This window comes from Falsochrobactrum shanghaiense, assembly GCF_003149535.1.
Classification (GTDB): Bacteria; Pseudomonadota; Alphaproteobacteria; order Rhizobiales; family Rhizobiaceae; genus Brucella; species Brucella shanghaiense.
Window position 1 is genome coordinate 361,787 of sequence record NZ_QGDB01000002.1, and the last position, 19,286, is coordinate 381,072.

The following is a 19,286-nucleotide window of genomic DNA, read 5'->3' on the forward strand; positions in this document are numbered from 1 at the left end:
ATCTCCGTTTATTCTGGCATGACAGTGCTTGTGTGGGAAGACTCGTCTGGAAAGGGTGCTTTTTAAGCAATATCAGGGACTTGAACAATATTGGTACATGCGGGAAAAGAGGATTGAAAGCCCTCTCTCAACATTCTTCAGGGGAATAAAAATGCATATAAGAAAAGCTGGCCTCGGCCTGTTTCTCGCTGCTTTTTCGCTCGCTGTGACGCCTTCTCACGCCGAAGAAGTCAAGCGCGGCGGCACCGTCATCGTCCACATGAACTCCGAGCAGGGCGTTCTCAACCCTGCGCTGCGCGCTTCTACAGGCGTCTATCAGATCACGGGCCGCATCATGGAGCCGCTGATCGATCGCACCTATGAGGGCTATGTGCCGGTGCTGGCGACGAGCTGGACTTCTTCGGAGGACGGCAAGGAGATCACCTTCAAGCTGCGCGAGAATGTGCGCTGGCATGATGGTCAGCCCTTTACCTGTGATGACGTTTCCTACACAGCAATGAATCTGTGGAAGGAACTGCTCAATTATTCCTCCACGCTTCAGGCCAATCTGGAAGCTGTCGACTGCCCCGATCCGCATACGGCGCTGTTCCGCTATTCCAAGCCCATGCCGCTTGAATTGCTGGTTGCGGCCATGCCCGATCTGGGCCATCCGGTGCCAAAGCACCTGTATGAAGGCACGGATATTCTCAAGAACAAGTATAATTCCGCGCCGGTGGGTACGGGGCCGTTCAAATTCGTGCAATATGAGCGCGGCCAGCACATTATCGCCGAGCGCAATGAAGATTACTGGCGCGGTAAGGAATATCCCTATCTCGACCGTATCATCTGGCGTTTCATGCCGGACAAGGCTGCTGCTGCCGCAGCCCTTGAAGCGGGTGAAATGATGGAGACCGGCTTTAACGGCATTTCCATGTCCGATACGGAACGTCTGCAAAAGGACGGGCGTTTCGATACCGGTCCCAAAGGCTTTGAAAACAACGTCGCTCATTCGACCGTCGAGTTCAACCTGCGCAATCCGATCCTTGCCAATCTGAAGGTGCGGCAGGCGGTTTATCATGCACTCGACATCGACTTTGCGATCAAGACCATCATGCGCGGCTATGCCAAGCCGGGGCGCGGACCTATTCCGAGCACGGCGGGCGCAAATTATACCGATGACGTCCAGACCTATGATTATGACGTCGAGAAAGCCAAGGCGCTGCTCGATGAAGCCGGTTATCCGGCCGGGCCTGACGGTATCCGCTTCAAGCTGCGCCATCGTCCGGCGCCCTGGGGTGAGTATACGCAGCTCTGGGCTGAATATTACGCACAGGCGATGAAGGAAGTCGGCATCGATGTCGAGATTCTGACCAATGATGCGCCGGGCTTCCTCAATGGCGTCTATCGCGATCATGATTTTGATACGGCCAATGGCTGGCACCAGTTCCGTTCGGACCCGGCTGTTTCCACCACGGTCTGGCTGCGTTCCGGCGCTCCTGTGGGCACGGCATGGTCCAACCAGTTCGACTACAAGTCGGACGAGATGGACAGCCTGATCGATCAGGCCGCATCCGAACTCGATCCTGCCAAGCGCGCCGAACTCTACCACAAGATCCAGCAGCTTGAGATGAAGGACCTGCCGGTCATCTTCGCCATCGAACATCCATTCATCGGCGTGACCAACAAGGTTCTGAAAAATCACCACAATACGCCACGCTGGGATTCTTCGAGCTGGTATGATCTGTGGATCGACCAATAATAATCCAACCATGCCGCTGCCGGCTGTCCGGCAGCGGTTTAAGCTCAGGCCAATGCCAGAAATGCTTTTGAATAATTTGCAGGATAGTACGCAATGACCTTGCCCCCCATCCTGAGTTTTGCGCTGCGGCGCATCTTGCAGGCGATACCCGTCATTTTGCTGATAATGATCGGGTCGTTTCTGCTTATCAAACTTGCGCCCGGTGACACCGTTGATGCGCTGGTCGGCGATATGGGCGGTGCAGATCCGCAATTTGTCGCCAATCTGCGCGCCGAATACGGGCTCGACCAACCTGTCTGGGTGCAGCTCTGGATCTATATGAGCAAGCTTGCACGGCTCGATTTCGGCTGGTCCTATGTCTATGAACTGCCGGTTCTCGACGTGCTGATGAGCCGTCTCGTCCCTACGCTTTTGCTGATGCTGGCTTCGCTTTCGGTGGCGTTCATATTCGGCGTCGCGCTTGGTGCCTTTGCGGCGCGGCGCGCCTATACGCTGACCGATAATGCCATTTCCACGCTCGGTCTCGTCTTTTATGCCATGCCGAGTTTTTTCCTCAGCCTCATTTTGATGTTCGTCTTTTCGGTCAAGCTGGGCTGGCTGCCCGTGGGCGGCTACAAGACTCTGGGCGGCTTTTATACGGGCTGGAAGAATGTCTGGGACATTGCGGTGCATCTGGTGCTGCCGACCACGGCGCTCTCGCTCATCTATCTTGCTTTCTACATGCGGCTGATGCGCACCAGTGTACTGGAAGTGGAGGGCCTTGATTATGTGCGCACTGCGCGCGCCAAGGGGGCCAGCGGCGCGCGGCTGATGTTCCATCACATCATGCGCAATGCCTTCCTGCCGGTGGTGACGCTGCTGGGGCTTCAGTTCTCGACCATTCTGGGCGGCTCGGTGGTGGTCGAAACGATCTTCTCGCTGCCCGGCCTTGGCCAGCTCGCCTATACATCTGTGATCAAGCGCGATCTCAACACGCTCATGGGCATCATCTTCCTGTGCTCGGTGCTGGTGGTGTTGGTCAATCTCATAACGGACCTGATCTATGCGCGGCTTGATTCGAGGATAGAACTGTCATGACCTCTCAGGATTTTTCCCTCAGCCGCCCGCAAGTCTCACGAACGAGAGTTCTCTGGCAGCGTTTCAGCCGCAATCGCGCCGCAGTGCTCGGACTGGCTCTTTTCATCGCCGTGGTGGCGATCGCACTTCTGGCCGATGTGATTGCGCCCGGCGATCCGCTGCGTCGCGCAGGCGATCCGCTGCTCTGGCCTTTCATCAATGCCGCAACACCGCTTGGCACCGACCAGCTTGGCCGCGACATCATGGCGGGTATTTTCCATGGCGCGCGCATCTCGCTGCTGATTGGTGTCGTCGCAACGCTGATCTCGATCTTTATCGGCATCATAATCGGCGCGCTTGCAGGCTATTATGGCGGTTGGGTCGATGATGTGCTGATGCGCGTGACGGAGGCATTCCAGACAGTGCCGAGCTTCGTGCTGCTTCTGGCGCTGGTTGCGATTTTTGGTTCATCGATTGAAAATATCATCATCTGCATAGGCATTGTTTCGTGGACAGCGCCTGCGCGCATGGTGCGCGCGGAGTTTCTTGCCCTGCGCCAGCGCGAATTCGTCGATGCCGCGCGCAATCTTGGCGTCGGTAATATCTCGATCATCTTTCGTGAAATCCTGCCCAATGCCCTGCCGCCGGTCATTGTTTTCGCATCGGTCGTCATGGCGACATCCATATTGATGGAAAGCGCGCTGGCCTTTCTGGGGCTTGGTGATCCCAATTATGCAAGCTGGGGCAATATGATCGGGCAGGGGCGTGCGGTTTTGCGCAGCGACTGGTTTTGCTCCGTCATTCCGGGTATCGCCATTCTGCTGACGGTGCTGTCTTTCAGCCTGCTTGGTGAAGGACTGAACGACGCGCTTAATCCGAGGCAGAAGAAATGACGGCCGCGCCCATTCTCGAAATCAAGAACCTGCAAATCGCGCTGCCCGAGGGGGCTGACCGGCCATTCGCCTTGCAGGACCTCACGCTCAGCGTTCATCCGGGCGAGATCGTCTGCCTTGTCGGCGAAAGCGGCTCGGGCAAGTCGCTTTGCGCCAATGCCATCATGCGTCTGTTGCCGCAGCCGCATGTGCGTGTCACCAGGGGCACCATAGCGCTGGAGGGCACCGATCTTTATTCGCTTGGCGAAGCGGAAATGAAGAAGCTGCGCGGCGACCGTATCGGCATGATCTTTCAGGAGCCGATGACCGCGCTTAACCCGCAGAAGACAGTGGGATGGCAGATCGATGAAGTGCTGCGCCTGCACACGAAGCTTGGCCGCAAGGAGCGTCGTGCGGCGGTTCTCGACATATTGCATGAAGTGAAGATACCCGACCCGGAATCTGCCTATAACGCCTATCCGCACCAGATTTCGGGCGGGCAGCGCCAGCGCGTGATGATCGCCATGGCGCTGATCCTCCAGCCGCGCCTTATCATCGCCGACGAGCCGACGACAGCGCTCGATGTGACGACACAGGCGCGGATTCTCAAACTGATCCGCGATCTGCAAAAGGAACACCAGACCGGCATCTTGTTCATTACCCATGATTTTGGAGTGGTGGCCGAAATTGCCGATCGCGTTGCCGTGCTGCGGCTTGGCGAACTGGTCGAGGAAGGCCCGGCCGAAGAGGTTCTCAACCGTCCGCAGCATCCCTATACGCAGGCGCTGATCGCTTCTGTTCCCGCACTCGTGCCGCCGCCGCACAAGCCATTTGGCGAAGCGCAGCCCGTCATTCTCAAGGCGGAGAATTTGCAGAAAACCTTCAAGGCGCGCGGCGGGCTGTTCAGCGGCAAGCGCAGCGCCGTGCCTGCGGTGAAAGACCTGTCGTTTGAACTGCGTCAGGGCGAAACGCTTGGCGTGGTGGGCGAAAGCGGTTCTGGCAAGACGACTGTTTCGCGCATTGTCACCCGGCTTCTTGAGGCTGATAGCGGCAAAGTCGAGGTCAATGGTAAGAATTTCCTTGATGCGGGCCCGCGTGAAGTGCGCGCCATGCGCAAGAATATCCAGATGGTCTTTCAGGACCCGATGGCCTCGCTCAATCCGCGCCGTCGTGTCATCGACCTGATCGCGCAGGGGCCTATCGTGCATGGCATGCCGAAGAAGCAGGCACATGCAAAGGCGCGCGAGTTGCTGGAACTGGTGGAACTTTCACCTGCCGCCGCAGACCGCTTCCCGCACGAATTTTCCGGCGGTCAGCGACAGCGCATCGGCATTGCCCGCGCCCTTGCGCTGGAGCCGCGCATCATCGTGGCCGACGAGCCGGTCTCCGCACTTGATGTCTCGGTGCAGGCGCAGGTGCTGCGTCTGCTGGCCGATCTGCGCGAGCGGCTCAACCTGTCGCTGCTGTTCGTCACGCATGATCTGCGGGTTGCAGCACAGCTTTGCGACCGCATCATCGTCATGTCCAAAGGCGAGATCGCCGAAGCGGGGCCAACGGCGCAAGTTTTCGCCAATCCGCGCCATGAATATACGCAGCGCCTTCTGGCCTCCATACCGGGCAGGGACTGGACGCCTCCTCATATTGAAACCGTGTGATCCATGCAGAATGTGAAATTTCCGCCATCCATCTGGGCTGCAACCGCGCCTGAACGCGTACCGGCACCACCACTTACCAATGATACGGAAGCCGATGTCGCAATCGTTGGCGGCGGCTTCACTGGCCTTTCGGCAGCGCTTCATCTGGCAAAACGCGGTAAGCGCGTGATCCTGCTGGAAGCCAAGGCGGTGGGCTGGGGTGCGTCGGGGCGCAACAATGGTCAGGTCATTCCGACCATGACCGCAGCCGAGCCGGACGCTATCGCCAGACGTTATGGGGCGGCGGGCGAGCGTTTCGCCAGACTGATCGGCAGCAGCGCCGATATTCTGTTTTCCATCGTGCGCGAGGAAAATATCAAGGCCGAAGCCGAGCAGAACGGCTGGTTTCAGCCTGCCCATTCGCCGGGCCGGGTGAAGCTTTCGCAAATGCGCGTCGAGGCATGGAAACGCTTCGGCTTTCCCGCCGAATTTCTTGATCGTGCGGCGACATCGAAGCTGATCGGCAGCGACTTCTGGTATGGCGGCATGTTCAATCCGACCGGCGGACACATCAATCCGCTGGCGCTGGCGCGCGGTCTTGCGGCGGCTGCCGAAAGCCATGGCGCGATCATCCATGAGCAAAGTCCCGTCACCTCTTTCCGACAGGAAGGCGATATTTGGGTCGTGCGCACAGAAAAGGCGACGGTTCGCGCCAAAGGCTTCCTGCTCGCGACCAATGCCTATACGGGCGAATTGCGCGAAGGGCTTGCCCCGCGTCTTGCGCGCACCATCGTGCCGGTTCTTTCATGGCAGATGGCGACCGCACCCGTCAGCGACAATCTGCGCGCCACGATCCTGCCCGGCAGGCAGGCGGTATCCGATACACGTGGCGATCTGCGTTTCTTCCGCTATGATGCGCGCAACCGGCTGATTACCGGCGGCGTGGTGATGGGCAACTACAATGTTGCCGAACGGGTGAAGCGCAAATCGGCACGCAATATGGCGGAAGCTTTTCCAGCATTGGGTGAGCCGGAAATCACCCATGTATGGAGCGGCTATATCGGCATGACATGGGATCGCTTTCCGCGCGTCCATCAGCTTGGCTCCAATGGCTGGGCGTGGATCGGCTGCAATGGGCGCGGCGTGGCGCTCGGCACCGCTCTTGGACGTGAATTCGCGCGCGCACTCGATGGCGAGCCGGTCGCGGAACTGGCCTTGCCGGTTTCGGAGCCTGCGCCGCTGCCGTTTCACAAGGTCGCGCGGAAGATCGCTCCGTTTTATCTCGCATGGCTTCGGCGAAAAGATCTTACCGAGCCAAAATTCTAGCTCAATATGTGAAGGGGCAAGCCGATGAATCAAATGCCAATTCTCGAACGTCGCCGCATCGAGGCGCTGGTTCTCAAGAACGTTTACGAAGTTATTCGCGAACGCTCCGGCGAGGAAGAAGCGCAAGCTGCAATCGGCGAGGCTGTGAGCCGTTCGGCCATCGAACAGGGCAAGAGCTTTGCTGAAGAACTTGGCCGCACACCGACGATACAGGATTTTGCCGACATTCAGCCGCTCTGGACGAAAGAAAATGCGCTGGAAATCGATGTGATTTCGCAGGGCGAAGATCATTTCGATTTCAACGTTACGCGTTGCCGCTATTCGGAAATGTATCGCGAGATGGGACTGGGTCATATCGGCCATCTGCTTTCGTGCAATCGCGATGGCGATTTCTGCATCGGCTACAATCCGGACATGAAGCTGGAGCGGACGCAGACGATCATGAAGGGCGCAAGCCATTGCGACTTCCGCTATCGTCTCGAAACATCTGCAAACGAAGAAAGGGCCTGACATGCCGGTTGAAAACTGGACCTCGAACCAGCTCGATGAACTCATCGCATTCCGTCGCGACCTGCATCAGAATCCCGAACTTCTTTACGATGTGAACCGTACTGCGGAAAAGGTTGCCGAAGAGCTGCGCGCAGCCGGTGTCGATGAAGTCGTAACAGGCATCGGGCGCACGGGCGTTGTCGGCGTCATTCGCGGCCAGAGCAACCATTCGGGTCGCGCCATCGGCCTGCGCGCCGATATGGACGCCTTGCCGATCCTTGAGGAAACCGGCGTGGAATGGGCGTCGAAAACCCTTGGCAAGATGCATGCCTGCGGCCATGACGGCCACACGACCATGCTTCTGGGGGCTGCGCGCGAACTGGCCAGAAGCCGTGCTTTCGACGGCACGGTCGTCGTCATTTTCCAACCAGCCGAAGAGGGTGGAGCGGGCGCGAAGGCGATGATCGACGATGGCCTTCTGACCCGCTGGCCTCTCGATGAGGTCTATGGCATGCACAATCGTCCCAATCTCCCCGTCGGCCATTTCACCATCAATTCGGGGCCGATCATGGGTTCGGTGGACGTACTGGAAATAAATATCGAGGGAATTGGCGGGCATGCGGCCTCGCCGCATCATACGGTCGATCCGATTACCGTTACCGCCGCGCTCATTCAGGCGATCCAGACATTGACGGCGCGCACCATCGACCCGCTGGATTCGGCAGTGATTTCGATCACCACCATTCACGGCGGCGACGCGTTCAACGTTATTCCGCAGAGTGTCTCGCTGACGGGAACGGTGCGCACGCTGCGCGAGGAAGTGCGTGACCATATCGAGGAACGGCTGGGACGTGCGGTGCAGGGCATCGCTGATGCCTTTGGCGCCAAGGCAACGCTTGATTATCGTCGCAATTATCCTGTCACCGTCAATCATGAGCAGGAAACCGAACTCGCAGCCCTAGCCGCCGAGGCGGTTTCGGGTGCCGAGCGGGTCACGCGCGACATGCCGGCAACGCTTGGCGGCGAAGATTTCGCCTTCATGCTCAATGAAGTGCCGGGCGCGATGATCAATATCGGCAATGGCCCCAGCGCCAATCTGCATCACCCCAAATATGACTTTAATGACGATGTCATTGCCTGGGGCTGTTCTTACTGGACGACATTGGTGCGCCAGCGTCTGCCCGCGGTCGCCAAGGCGGCCTGAATTCAATCTCTTTAACCAAGAAAAACGCCGCATCCAATCGATGCGGCGTTTTGCTTGCGATTTGTTCTGCTGATTAGCCGTCGATCTTTCCGATGGTGAAGAACTGCGTTTCACCGTTGCTGTCATCCACGCCGTCATTATCGGTGACGACATAGGCATCGCCGGATTTGGTGATCGCAAAGCCTTCAAGCTTGTCGGGAACAAAGCCGTTGAGCTTCTTGAGGTCGGGGATGAAATCACGCACCAGGGTCTTTGTGAGCACTGGCAATTTTTCACCCAGTTCCACAGGCTTGAGATCGGCAAGCGCGACCTTGTAGAGACGCTTGTTCACCGCTTCCGAACCAATCAGATTGTCGCGCTCGACGATATAGAGATTGCCGTCATGAGCGGTGACTTCCGACAGGCCGACCCAGCCCTTTTCTTTCACATCGAGCGGATAGGCGACGGCCTTCCAGCTCTTGTCCTTGATGTTATAGGCAAGAAGCTTGACCTGCCCCTTTTCATCATCGGCCCATTCGCGCTGGATAACCATCCACAAGACGGCGTCGTCGCCTTCACCAACACGCGTGATGCCTTCGAGGCCGAAGCGCGTCTGGTGCTTGAGCAGGTCGTTTGGAAGCGCGATTTCCTTCTTGATGACACCCTTCTCGTCCACATTGAGGATCGCATGCGGAACCAGCTTGGCCTGATCGCCTTCATTGGCGAGCCAGAAGCCGCCTTCGCCGTCGGTGGTAATGCCTTCAAGGTCGATTTTCTGTGCCGCATCCTTGCCGCGCTTGACGACGAGCGCCGAGGTGATTTTTGCAGGCGTCTGGTTGGCATCGATCGTGTAGATCGACGGCGCGGCATAATAAGCGGAGTCGGATACGGCGTAGAAAATGCCATCCTTGCTTTCATCCGCTACCAAACCGGAAAGCGCACCCCAGCCAATCGGCGTACCGTCTTCGGTGAGTTCGGAGATGATTTGCGGATATTGCGCAGGCTGGTCCTGCAATTCGAAGATCATGACATGGGAGCGTGCGCCGCCGTCTTCGCCAAGGTCGGTTTCATTGGCGGTGACGAAGAGATTGCGCTGCGGGATGGCGAGCAGTCCTTCAGGACCGATTCCCGAAGGCAGCAATTGAAGCAGTTCAGGCTCTGCGCCGCTATCCTTGTAAACGCCGACCATCGAACCGCGTTCGCTGGCGACGAAAATATAATTGGTGTCACCGAATTTGCCGACTTCCGCGCCTTCAGGCTCGATGCCCTTCTTGTTGCGCTTGTCGGGATAATGGCCTGCCGCAGCAATCTTGTGTTCCAGCGTCGCGCCCGATTCATAAAGCAGTTCGCCACTCTTGGAGAAGATCGAGAAGCCGCGCGAGCCGCCCTTGTAGTCGCCTTCATTGGCAATCAGGATGCGATCATTATCGATCCATTTTACCGTATCGGGCTCACGTGCAACGCCCTTCATCTCGCCGCTAAAGCTGATCTGGCCGTCTTTTTTGGTATCGATCTTTTCGAGATCCACCGACCCGGCGGAGAAATGCGAAGTGACCTTGCCCGTCGCGGCATCGATGATTGCAATATGGTTGTTTTCCTGAAGAGTGACTGCAATCTCGTTGTTATCGTTGAAGGAAACGAATTCCGGTTCCGGATCTTCAGGCCCAACTTCGGCAATGCCGGTGAGATCGACCGTCTTCATCGATGCGCAATCGAGATTGCCATCCTTCAATTCAAAAACCTTGAGATTTCCGGCCGGCAATTGCGGCAGCTCGCCGTCATTCAAATCTTCATCGCGTTCGTTCTCGATAGCGACGGCCAGAAACTTGTGGTCATTCGATATGGCGACCGAATCCGGCTGTCCGCCCAGATCGCAGCTGGCTTCGACTTTTCTGGAAGCCACATCGATAATATCAAGCCGGCCCGATGGGTTCGTGTAGCTTTCCGATGTGTTGACGCCCGCATAAACGCGCGTGCCGGATACGGCAACGGATGTCGGCTCGCCATCCACCTTGAGGATGCCGCCAGCCTTCGGCGCCTTTGGATCGGTAATGTCGACAAAGCCGATCGCGCCATAAGGACTGTCGGAATAAATCAGCGTATTGCCATCTTCCGTGACGGTAATGATTTCAGATGAAGTGGCTTTGGACTTGTCTGCATCCGCAGGCAGGTTATCCACCACCGGAAAAGAGGCAATGCGATTAAATACCGGCTCAGCCGATGCGGAAAAGGCAACGGACGCAGAAAGCGCTGTCAGCATTGCAAGTGTAATCGAACGTGTTTTCATCGGAAATCCCCGGCTCCATTCATTTAAACCGGGGTGAGCTTTGACGAGCGATCATTGCAATGCGATGACACTTATATGAAGAGACGATGACAGAAGTGGCGCAGGCAGCATCCACCTGTCCGGATGCTGCCTGCTGCGCCTTATCAGGCAGCGCTGGAAGAAGACGATGAAGGTGAGGGATTGGCGGCAGCGCGATTGGGCCGTGCCGCCAGAGGCTTCCGTTTGGGGCGCGGCAGCAGGCCCTCTCTCTGGGCCTTCTTTTTCGCTTCCTTGCGGGCGCGGCGGATGGCTTCATCTTTTTCGCGCGCTCGACGTTCTGAAGGCTTTTCGTAAGCGCGGCGCGCTTTCATTTCGCGAAAGACACCTTCGCGCTGCAACTTTTTTTTGAGCGCCCTGAGCGCCTGATCAACGTTGTTATCGCGTACAATGACTTGCAAGTGGTCTCCTTTCGCAGCAAGGGGCTGCTAAATCGTGGGTGATGAAAAATCCTCGTGAGTGGGCGATGGGGGCGGCAAATGATAAATGGTGCGTCTGAACGGCATGAAAACGTGTTCAAACCCAGTATCGCCGGAGCTTTGGCCCGAGTTCTGACAGCAATATCAGCCGTCACTTCGCCAGATATTATTTACGAGGTGCGGCAAGCAGCTCATCCAGACGCTGTTGCTCCAGTCGCGCTTCTCTCAGGCGACGGGTCTTCGCGTCGATGGCCTTCCTCTCGCCAAGCAGAATGGCTCTGGCAATGCGGTCTGTTTGCGCGCTTTTGGATTCGGTCCGCGTGGGCGGCTTGTTAAAGGAAGCATTCTTGTTCAAGCTGACGCTTTGTTCTTGCATGAAGCATTCTCCTTGCTTGGTAATCTCCGTTGTGAGGGGTTGAAATCAAATGTTTAAAAAAGGTCGGGTTTCCCCGACCTTCCGATCGCCTCAACAATCAATGCCAGTACATCCGTGGTCAAAGATCGGAGACAATATTTAAAAAGCGCTTGTTAAAGAGCTTGCAGGTTCTCTGCTGCGATCTTGCCCGAGCGGCGATCCGTAACAGCTTCGAAGCTTACTTTCTGGCCTTCATGCAGGCTGGAAAGCCCTGAACGCTCTACTGCCGAAATATGTACGAATACATCCTGCGCACCATCGTCAGGCTGAATGAAGCCGAAACCCTTGGTGGTGTTGAAAAACTTGACTGTACCATTTGCCATATTGAATTCCTTTCAATTCTCATGGTCTTTATCTAGTGAACTTGCGCTCACTGCCGAGTGTACGAGATTGAAAGAAAGAAATTGAGCGGCTATGGCCCAGATGCATTCGAAAACAATATCGATACGTTCAATATAGGGCGTGCGATTTATCTTTACAAGCCCGGACGGGGATTTAATTTTTATTAAAGTATAGAATATTTCTATTTAGGTGAATGTGAATATATCGAGAGATTATATGCAGCAATAATAAGCACCGAAAGGAAAAAAGAAAGATTGTGCATGGTTGGAATAGTTCACCGGTCAGGCTGGCTTCCGGGCGGTGAGACGATTTGGCTGAAGCTTCAGCCGGCTTGCAGTTCCTTGGCGATCATTTCGCGGAAGATTGCGCCGCCAAGGCCAAGGGGCCGGGCTTTGCGGTGAATGAGAAAACATGTGTTCTCTGTGCGGCCCCGATCGATCTGCAATTCCCTTATCGCGCCCTTTTCAACCCAATGGCGGGCGAATTCGACGGGGACGACGCCCAGATAGCGCGACGACAGGATCATGATCATGCGTGACAGGATCGTGGGGGCTATGGCCTTTATGGTGAGGCCGCGGAAGAATTCGGAAAAGCCTTCCTCCTGCATGACCTCCGACGCCACGAAACCGTGCTGGCGCAGGTCGTCATAGCTCAGTTTGGTATCATCGGCGCGAAACAGGGGATGGTCGCGTCCGCAGAAAATCCCCATCAGCTCCGTGCTGATCGGAGTGGCATTCAGCGCCGGATTGTCCCGGATGAGCGCTGTAAAGCCAATATCGGCCGAGCCTTCCAGCACGGATTCATAAATATGATCCGGGGAAGACATACGAATATTGAGCTTAACGTCGGGGTAGTGGTCATTGATGCGGGCTATGGCGCGCGCGAGCGGATCGCCAAACTCGAACACGAAACTGTCGTCGGCATAAAGAGTTATCTCATCTTCGAGCTTGCGCGTCGTGGCCCCGACGAAATCCGTGAAGCGACCTATTTCGGCGAGCAGCTGCACGGCGGCAGAATGCACGAGCAGACCTTGCTGGGTAAGGCGGAAGCCGCCGCGCCCGCGTTCGCACAAATGCAGCCCCAGCCGTTCTTCCAGCCGCGTCAGCCCCAGGCTGATGGCGGATTTCCCTTTTCCCAGCCGCGCTTGTGCCGCGGTAATGCCGCCAGCGGAAACGATTTCCACGAATTCGCGCAGGCGGGCAATGTCCGCATTGGAAAGATTGCCCCGAAAAGGCGTTGCATGTTTTGTCACGATCTCCTCCCGCATGGCTTGGTTATCTAATCGTCAAACTTGCGTTAAGCAATCTTGTATCGAACTCTGTCCCACATTCCTTTAGTGAGGAATGAACAGGCAGTGAAATTCGGGTTGATGTGAACGACTCCATGGCAAAACACGACATCATCGTGATCGGCGCAGGCATAGTGGGGCTTGCGACCACATATTATCTGAGGCGCACGCGCCCGGATCTGGACATTATGGTGATCGAAAAGGAAAACGCGCCCGGCCTGCATCAGACGGGGCATAATTCCGGGGTCATTCATGCGGGTATCTATTATGCGCCGGGCAGCCTCAAGGCGCGGCTGTGCAAGGCCGGTGCCGAGCAGACCAAAGGCTTTTGCGAAGAAAACGATATTCCTTTCGATGAATGCGGCAAGCTGATCGTCGCAACAGACGAGGGCGAGCTTGCGGCGCTGGATAATCTGCGCAAGAGGGCCGAAACCAACGGGTTGGGTATTCGCATCATCGAAGCTGCGGAAATGGCTGAAATCGAGCCCAATATAAACGGGGTTCGCGCCATTCTCAGCCCCGCCAGCGGTATCGTCGATTATGGCCGGATTTGCCGCGTTCTGCGCGACAGGCTGGCGGCGGATGGGGTGGAGTTTCATTTTGGCACGCAAGTATCGGGCATTCGGGAGCGGGCGGACGCGGTAACGGTCCAAACCACGTCGGGCGATTTTTCCGCCTCGACGCTCGTTGCCTGTGCGGGCCTTCAGGCCGACCGTCTGGCGGATATGTCCGGTCTGGCCGATGATTTCCGCATCATTCCATTTCGCGGCGAATATTTCCGCCTGTCGGAGCAGGCAGGCAATCTGGTCAGCCATCTGATTTATCCGGTTCCGGATCCGTCATTGCCCTTTCTGGGCGTTCACCTGACCAAGATGATCGGCGGCTATACGACCGTCGGTCCCAATGCGGTGTTCTCGTTTGGCCGCGAAACCTACAAGGGCAACGGGCTTGATCTTGCCGATGCCATGCGCAGTGCGGCTTTTCCCGGTTTCTGGAAGCTGATGGCGCGCTCTGTAAGGCCGGGAATTCATGAGCTGCGCGGCACGCTTTCGCGGCGGGTCTATCTTGAGCGCTGTCGCCGTTATTGCCCGGCGCTGACCCTTGCCGACCTCCAGCCTTATGAGCCGGGCATCCGCGCGCAGGCGGTTGATCGCCATGGCAAGATGATCGACGATTTCCTGTTGCGGCAGACGGCGCGGACCATTCATGTTTGCAACGCTCCGTCTCCTGCTGCAACATCGGCATTTCCGATCGGGGCCGAAATCGGCTCCAAAATTCTGGAGAAAATCTCTGTCTGAACTATTTTGGGTGCAGGAAGCTGCGCCATTTCGACAATAAGCTATCTCGGCGGCTAACCGCCTTCACTCAAGGAATCTCTTCATGAATACGATCCCAAACTTCACGAACACTCTGGAAGCGCGAGACATCGAATTCCACTTTCATGGCTACACCAATGCCCGGCGCCACGCGGAAGTCGGCCCCATGGTGATCGAGAAGGGTGACGGCATTTATGTTTTCGACAATGACGGCAACCGCTATATCGAGGGCCTCGCCGGTCTCTGGAGCGTTGGGGTAGGCTTCAACGAGCAGCGTCTGGTCGATGTTGTCACCAGGCAGATGAGCAAGCTGCCCTTCTATCACAATTTCGGGCACAAGAGCCACGCTCCCGCCATCGATCTCGCCGAGCAGCTCATCGCTCTGGCGCCGGTGCCGATGAGCAAGGTTTTCTATACCAATTCCGGCTCCGAAGCCAATGATACCGCGCTCAAGATGATCTGGTATCGCTCCAATGCAATGGGCAAGCCGGAGAAGAAGAAGGTTATCGCGCGCCAGCGCGGCTATCATGGCGTGACGATTGCCTCCGCCAGCCTGACCGGGCTTCCCAACAATCACCGTTCCTTCGATCTTCCCATCGACCGCGTTCTGCACACGTCTTCGCCGCATTACTGGAGAGAGGCGCTTCCCGGCGAAAGCGAAGAAGATTTTGCAACGCGTTGCGCGCAGGAACTCGATGCACTGATCCAGCGTGAGGGACCCGATACGATTGCCGCCTTTTTTGCCGAGCCGGTAATGGGTGCTGGCGGGGTGGTCACGCCGCCTGCGACCTATTTTGAGAAAATCCAGGCCGTGCTTGCCAAATATGACATCCTGTTTGTCGCTGACGAAGTCATCTGCGGCTTTGGCCGTACAGGCAATATGTTCGGCTCCATCACCTATGACATCCGCCCCGACATCATGGTCATGTCGAAGCAGATCACTTCGAGCTACGTTCCCTTCTCCGCGCTGATGGTCAATGAACGTGTATTCGGCCCGATTGCGGATGAAAGCAACAAGATCGGAACCTTCGGCCATGGCTTCACCGCAGGTGGTCATCCGCTCGGTGCTGCGGTCGCGCTCGAAAACCTTGCGATCATCAAGGAGCGCAATCTCGTCGAGAATGCCCGCGACGTCGGTGCGCACTTCATTTCCCGTCTGGAAACACTCAAATCCAGCCCACTGGTCGGCGAAGTCCGTGGCGTCGGCCTTATCGCTGCCATCGAACTGGTGGATGACAAGGAAGCGAAATCCGTCAAAACTCCTGCTATGCTCGGCACGTTGATGAACACGGCAATGCAGCGCAATGGTCTTATTTCACGCAATATGGCCGATGCGGTAGCATTCTGTCCGCCAATGATCATGACACGCGCCCAGGCGGACGATATGTTCGAGATCATCGCAAAATCGCTTCGTGAAACCGAAGCAGAGGTAGGAGTGGCCTGATGAATGTGGAAACCAATATGAAAAAGCTTGAAAAAGCCAATTTCATCAATGGGGAATGGGTTAGCAGCGACGATTTCAGCGAGAATCGCAACCCTTCCAATCTGGACGATCTGGTCGGCCTTTATGCCCGCGCATCGGCGCAGCAAACCCATGACGCCATTGCCGCCGCAAAGGCAGCGCTGCCAGCATGGGCTGCGACTTCGCCGCAGGTGAGGGCAGAAATTCTCGAACGCGTCGGCATCGAATTGCTGGCGCGCAAGGAAGAGCTGGGTGAGCTCTTGTCGCGCGAGGAAGGCAAGATTCTTTCCGAAGGCATCGGCGAAGTCACTCGTGCCGGTCAATTGTTCAAGTTCTACGCGCAGGAAGCCCTGCGTGTGGAGGGCCTTGCAATCGCTTCCATTCGTCCCGGCGTTCGCGTTGAAGTGCGCCACGAGCCGGTGGGCGTCGTGGGATTGATCACGCCGTGGAATTTCCCGATTGCAATTCCTGCGTGGAAGACCGCGCCAGCGCTTGCGTTCGGCAATACGATCGTCTTCAAGCCTGCCGATCTCACGCCGGGCTGCGCCTGGGCGCTGGCCGACATTCTGGCGCGCGCGGGACTGCCTGCCGGTGTATTCAACCTCGTCATGGGGCGCGGCAGCGTGGTGGGCGACATCATAACCCGCTCGCCGGATGTTAATGCGGTTTCGTTTACCGGCTCGGAGGCGACCGGACGCGGCATTCGCACAATCGTTGCCGAGCGCGGCGGCAAGATCCAGCAGGAAATGGGCGGTAAAAGCCCGCTGGTGGTGCTCGACGACGCCAACCTTACCAATGCGATCGACTGTGCGATTGGCGGTTCCGTCATTTCGACCGGCCAGCGCTGCACGTCGAATACCCGCATCATCGCAACCCCCGGCATCTACGATGCACTTGCCGAGGGGATGGCCGAGCGGGCACGCAGTCTGGTGGTCGGCAACGCGCTCGATCCCTCCACGCAGATCGGGCCGGTTGTGGACCAGCGCCAGCTTGATACCAATCTGCGCTATATCGGCATTGCGGACGGTGAGGGCGCCCAGCGGCTTTGCGGCGGCGAAGTGCTCGAAAAGTCGGAGCGCGGCTTCTATATGTCGCCTGCGGTTTACGCAAATTGCACGAATGACATGGTGCATGTCCGCGAAGAGATTTTCGGCCCCGTCGTCAGCGTTCTGAAGGCTGCGGATTATGAGGAAGCATTGTCGATCGCCAATGATTCCGACCTTGGTTTGTCGTCGGGTATCTGCACGACGTCACTCAAATATGCCGAGGATTTCAAAACCCGCTCGACTTCGGGCATGGTATTCGTGAACCTGCCTACGGCGGGTGTCGATTATCACGTTCCATTTGGCGGGCGCAAGGCATCCAGCTACGGCCCCCGCGAACAGGGACGCGCTGCGCGGGAATTCTTCACCGTATCGAAAACCGCCTATACAAATCCGGTCTGAAGCATAGTGTAGGCCGTGCGCTCTCGCAGGAGTGAAGAGCGCATAGGTTTCACATGGCCTGACAGGAATATATGATACAAGTGCCCGCCCGGGAGGGCGGTTGCCGATGGCGACCGGGCCTGCCGGGGTACTTGCCGCGACCAGAAGGAGGACATTATGGCCGCAATATTGGACAAGCGTAAGTTTTATATCGATGGTGCCTGGGTTGATCCCGTGCAGCCCAACGATCTGGAAGTGATCGATCCTTCCACCGAGGAAGCGGTTGCCGTCATCAGTCTTGGCGGCGAAGCGGATACGAACCGCGCCGTGGCTGCTGCAAAAGCTGCATTTCCCAGCTGGTCGCAAACCTCCCCTGCCGAGCGTCTGGCTTATGCGGAGAAGATTCTGGAAATTTACAAGCGCCGCGCGAAGGATATGGCGGAGGCCATTACGCTGGAAATGGGTGCGCCGCAGGATATGGCGCTCGATGCCCAGACCGGCGCGGGCAGCTATCATATTGAGAATTTCCTCAATGCGTTTCGCAATTTCAAGTTTATCGCCCCTCTGGGCGATCATGCCCCGACGACGATGGTGGCGTGGGAGCCGATTGGCGTTGTCGGTTTGATCACGCCATGGAACTGGCCGATGAATCAGGTCACGCTCAAGGTGCTTCCGGCCCTGCTGGGCGGAAATACTGCGGTTCTCAAGCCGTCTGAAATCGCGCCCCTGTCTTCCATTGTGTTCATGGAAATCGTGCATGAGGCAGGATTGCCCAAGGGCGTCGTGAACATGGTGAATGGCGATGGCGCTGGCGTCGGCACCCAGCTCTCCACGCATCCGGATGTGGACATGATCAGCTTTACGGGTTCGACCCGTGCCGGTATCGCGATCACCAAGGCGGCGGCGGATAGTTTGAAGAAGGTAACGCTGGAACTGGGCGGCAAGGGCGCCAACCTGATTTTTGCCGATGCCGATGCCGATGCGGTCGCACGCGGAACCCGCCATTGCTTCAATAATAGCGGCCAGTCCTGCAACGCTCCGACGCGGATGCTGGTCGAGCGTTCGATCTATGACAAGGCCGTGGAAACGGCAGCGCGGGTCGCGAAGGAAACTGCGGTTGCAACGGCGCATCAGCCGGGCAAGCATATCGGCCCGGTCGTCAGCAAGCAGCAATGGGACAAGATTCAGGATCTGATCCAGCAGGGCATTGACGAAGGCGCGCGTCTGGTCGCCGGCGGCACGGGTCTGCCCGAAGGCGTCAACCGTGGATATTTCGTTCGCCCGACCGTTTTTGCGGATGTGAACAACGAAATGTCGGTTGCCCGGCAGGAAATTTTTGGACCCGTTCTCTCGATCATTCCTTTCGACAGCGAGGAAGAAGCCGTCGAAATCGCCAACGATACGATCTACGGGCTGACCAATTATGTGCAGTCGCAGGACGGGGAACGCCGCAACCGGCTTGCACGCAAATTGCGTGCAGGGATGATCGAAATGAACGGCGAGTCGCGTGGGGCAGGCTCTGCCTTTGGCGGCGTGAAGGCGTCGGGCCGTGCGCGTGAAGGCGGACTGATGGGGCTGGAGGAATTCATGGACTCCAAGCAGATTTCCGGCTGGAGCAGGTAAGCCCGACCGCTGATCATTGATATGAAGAGAACCTGCGGCAGATAGGCTTCGCCCATCTGCCGCATGGTATCGGGCATGCCTGCCTCGGCGCTTGCCGATACCTTCCGTTCAAAAGCCATATTCCACAAAATTCAGGGTCCAATCCGCAAGGACGAACAGGCTGATTCATCTCATGCCTGCCTGTAGGCTTGCGCATATTTCAAAATGATACATCAAATTGATTTTAAATATAAAATATCAGCTTCGTCTTTTGACGTAAGCTGTGGTGTGAAAAATAAAATAGTATAAAAACAATATGTTAAAAAATTTTCACAGAGTCTGTTGACAGGAAAATAAGATGCATCATAGTGTGAAAAAATAAAAAGAACCGATCCCG

The 19,286-nt window shown here is 56.9% G+C and carries 16 protein-coding genes; 11 read left to right on the forward strand and 5 right to left on the reverse strand.

What is annotated here, in order from left to right:
- Positions 1-151 precede the first annotated feature (151 nt).
- The 7 genes from DKP76_RS05590 (at position 152) to DKP76_RS05620 (ending at position 8,319) form a co-directional block, all read left to right on the forward strand.
- Positions 152-1,738, forward strand: coding sequence for an ABC transporter substrate-binding protein (locus tag DKP76_RS05590; protein ID WP_109705461.1), 1,587 nt, complete (start codon positions 152-154; stop codon positions 1,736-1,738).
- A 93-nt stretch (positions 1,739-1,831) separates the two neighbouring features.
- Positions 1,832-2,815, forward strand: a complete 984-nt coding sequence (locus tag DKP76_RS05595) for an ABC transporter permease (protein WP_109705462.1) — start codon at positions 1,832-1,834, stop codon at positions 2,813-2,815.
- Positions 2,812-3,687 carry an ABC transporter permease gene (locus tag DKP76_RS05600; protein ID WP_109705463.1) on the forward strand — a complete coding sequence of 292 codons (876 nt, stop codon included), beginning with the start codon at positions 2,812-2,814 and terminating at the stop codon, positions 3,685-3,687. Before DKP76_RS05595 ends, DKP76_RS05600 begins: the two co-directional genes overlap by 4 nt.
- Positions 3,684-5,321 carry an ABC transporter ATP-binding protein gene (locus tag DKP76_RS05605; protein WP_109705464.1) on the forward strand — a complete coding sequence of 546 codons (1,638 nt, stop codon included), beginning with the start codon at positions 3,684-3,686 and terminating at the stop codon, positions 5,319-5,321. Before DKP76_RS05600 ends, DKP76_RS05605 begins: the two co-directional genes overlap by 4 nt.
- Before the next feature lie 3 nt (positions 5,322-5,324).
- A complete protein-coding gene (locus DKP76_RS05610) occupies positions 5,325-6,626 on the forward strand; it encodes an NAD(P)/FAD-dependent oxidoreductase (protein WP_109705465.1) in 1,302 nt (433 codons plus the stop codon).
- A 24-nt stretch (positions 6,627-6,650) separates the two neighbouring features.
- Positions 6,651-7,136, forward strand: coding sequence for an L-2-amino-thiazoline-4-carboxylic acid hydrolase (locus DKP76_RS05615; protein WP_109705466.1), 486 nt, complete (start codon positions 6,651-6,653; stop codon positions 7,134-7,136).
- A 1-nt stretch (position 7,137) separates the two neighbouring features.
- Positions 7,138-8,319, forward strand: coding sequence for a M20 aminoacylase family protein (locus DKP76_RS05620; protein WP_109705467.1), 1,182 nt, complete (start codon positions 7,138-7,140; stop codon positions 8,317-8,319).
- Between the two features lie 73 nt (positions 8,320-8,392).
- On the opposite strand, the gene DKP76_RS05625 is transcribed toward DKP76_RS05620, so the two are convergent.
- The 5 genes from DKP76_RS05625 to DKP76_RS05645 form a co-directional block, all read right to left on the reverse strand.
- Entirely contained in the window at positions 8,393-10,585 is a 2,193-nt protein-coding gene (locus tag DKP76_RS05625) for an esterase-like activity of phytase family protein (protein ID WP_109705468.1), read from the reverse strand.
- Positions 10,586-10,728: 143 nt separating this feature from the next.
- Positions 10,729-11,022, reverse strand: a complete 294-nt coding sequence (gene rpsU, locus DKP76_RS05630) for a 30S ribosomal protein S21 (RefSeq protein ID WP_109705469.1) — start codon at positions 11,020-11,022, stop codon at positions 10,729-10,731.
- Between the two features lie 184 nt (positions 11,023-11,206).
- Positions 11,207-11,416, reverse strand: a complete 210-nt coding sequence (locus DKP76_RS05635) for a hypothetical protein (RefSeq protein ID WP_109705470.1) — start codon at positions 11,414-11,416, stop codon at positions 11,207-11,209.
- 152 nt (positions 11,417-11,568) lie between these two features.
- Positions 11,569-11,778 carry a cold-shock protein gene (locus DKP76_RS05640; RefSeq protein ID WP_109705471.1) on the reverse strand — a complete coding sequence of 70 codons (210 nt, stop codon included), beginning with the start codon at positions 11,776-11,778 and terminating at the stop codon, positions 11,569-11,571.
- A 341-nt stretch (positions 11,779-12,119) separates the two neighbouring features.
- Positions 12,120-13,049 carry a LysR family transcriptional regulator gene (locus tag DKP76_RS05645; protein WP_158279419.1) on the reverse strand — a complete coding sequence of 310 codons (930 nt, stop codon included), beginning with the start codon at positions 13,047-13,049 and terminating at the stop codon, positions 12,120-12,122.
- Between the two features lie 131 nt (positions 13,050-13,180).
- Here DKP76_RS05645 and lhgO point away from each other — a divergent pair, with 131 nt between their 5' ends.
- The 4 genes from lhgO to DKP76_RS05665 all read left to right on the forward strand — a co-directional run bounded on the left by lhgO (position 13,181) and on the right by DKP76_RS05665 (position 18,910).
- Positions 13,181-14,383: an L-2-hydroxyglutarate oxidase gene (gene lhgO, locus DKP76_RS05650; RefSeq protein ID WP_109705473.1), complete on the forward strand. Its 1,203-nt coding sequence runs from the start codon at positions 13,181-13,183 to the stop codon at positions 14,381-14,383.
- An 82-nt stretch (positions 14,384-14,465) separates the two neighbouring features.
- On the forward strand, positions 14,466-15,845 hold the full coding sequence (locus DKP76_RS05655) for an aspartate aminotransferase family protein (protein ID WP_109705474.1): 1,380 nt from the start codon (positions 14,466-14,468) through the stop codon (positions 15,843-15,845).
- The gene (locus tag DKP76_RS05660; RefSeq protein ID WP_425349366.1) at positions 15,845-17,308 is read left to right on the forward strand and encodes an aldehyde dehydrogenase family protein; all 1,464 of its coding nucleotides are present in this window, start codon (positions 15,845-15,847) and stop codon (positions 17,306-17,308) included. Before DKP76_RS05655 ends, DKP76_RS05660 begins: the two co-directional genes overlap by 1 nt.
- A gap of 165 nt (positions 17,309-17,473) precedes the next feature.
- Positions 17,474-18,910, forward strand: a complete 1,437-nt coding sequence (locus DKP76_RS05665) for an aldehyde dehydrogenase family protein (protein ID WP_199224777.1) — start codon at positions 17,474-17,476, stop codon at positions 18,908-18,910.
- The last annotated feature ends 376 nt before the right edge of the window (positions 18,911-19,286 follow it).

Bases quoted from the DNA above. Each gene is read 5' to 3' on its own strand.
- DKP76_RS05590 (WP_109705461.1), top strand. From the start codon at position 152: ATGCATATAAGAAAAGCTGGCCTCGGCCTGTTTCTCGCTGCTTTTTCG.
- DKP76_RS05595 (WP_109705462.1), top strand. From the start codon at position 1,832: ATGACCTTGCCCCCCATCCTGAGTTTTGCGCTGCGGCGCATCTTGCAG.
- DKP76_RS05600 (WP_109705463.1), top strand. From the start codon at position 2,812: ATGACCTCTCAGGATTTTTCCCTCAGCCGCCCGCAAGTCTCACGAACG.
- DKP76_RS05605 (WP_109705464.1), top strand. From the start codon at position 3,684: ATGACGGCCGCGCCCATTCTCGAAATCAAGAACCTGCAAATCGCGCTG.
- DKP76_RS05610 (WP_109705465.1), top strand. From the start codon at position 5,325: ATGCAGAATGTGAAATTTCCGCCATCCATCTGGGCTGCAACCGCGCCT.
- DKP76_RS05615 (WP_109705466.1), top strand. From the start codon at position 6,651: ATGAATCAAATGCCAATTCTCGAACGTCGCCGCATCGAGGCGCTGGTT.
- DKP76_RS05620 (WP_109705467.1), top strand. From the start codon at position 7,138: ATGCCGGTTGAAAACTGGACCTCGAACCAGCTCGATGAACTCATCGCA.
- DKP76_RS05625 (WP_109705468.1), bottom strand. From the start codon at position 10,585: ATGAAAACACGTTCGATTACACTTGCAATGCTGACAGCGCTTTCTGCG.
- DKP76_RS05635 (WP_109705470.1), bottom strand. From the start codon at position 11,416: ATGCAAGAACAAAGCGTCAGCTTGAACAAGAATGCTTCCTTTAACAAG.
- DKP76_RS05640 (WP_109705471.1), bottom strand. From the start codon at position 11,778: ATGGCAAATGGTACAGTCAAGTTTTTCAACACCACCAAGGGTTTCGGC.
- lhgO (WP_109705473.1), top strand. From the start codon at position 13,181: ATGGCAAAACACGACATCATCGTGATCGGCGCAGGCATAGTGGGGCTT.
- DKP76_RS05655 (WP_109705474.1), top strand. From the start codon at position 14,466: ATGAATACGATCCCAAACTTCACGAACACTCTGGAAGCGCGAGACATC.
- DKP76_RS05660 (WP_425349366.1), top strand. From the start codon at position 15,845: ATGAATGTGGAAACCAATATGAAAAAGCTTGAAAAAGCCAATTTCATC.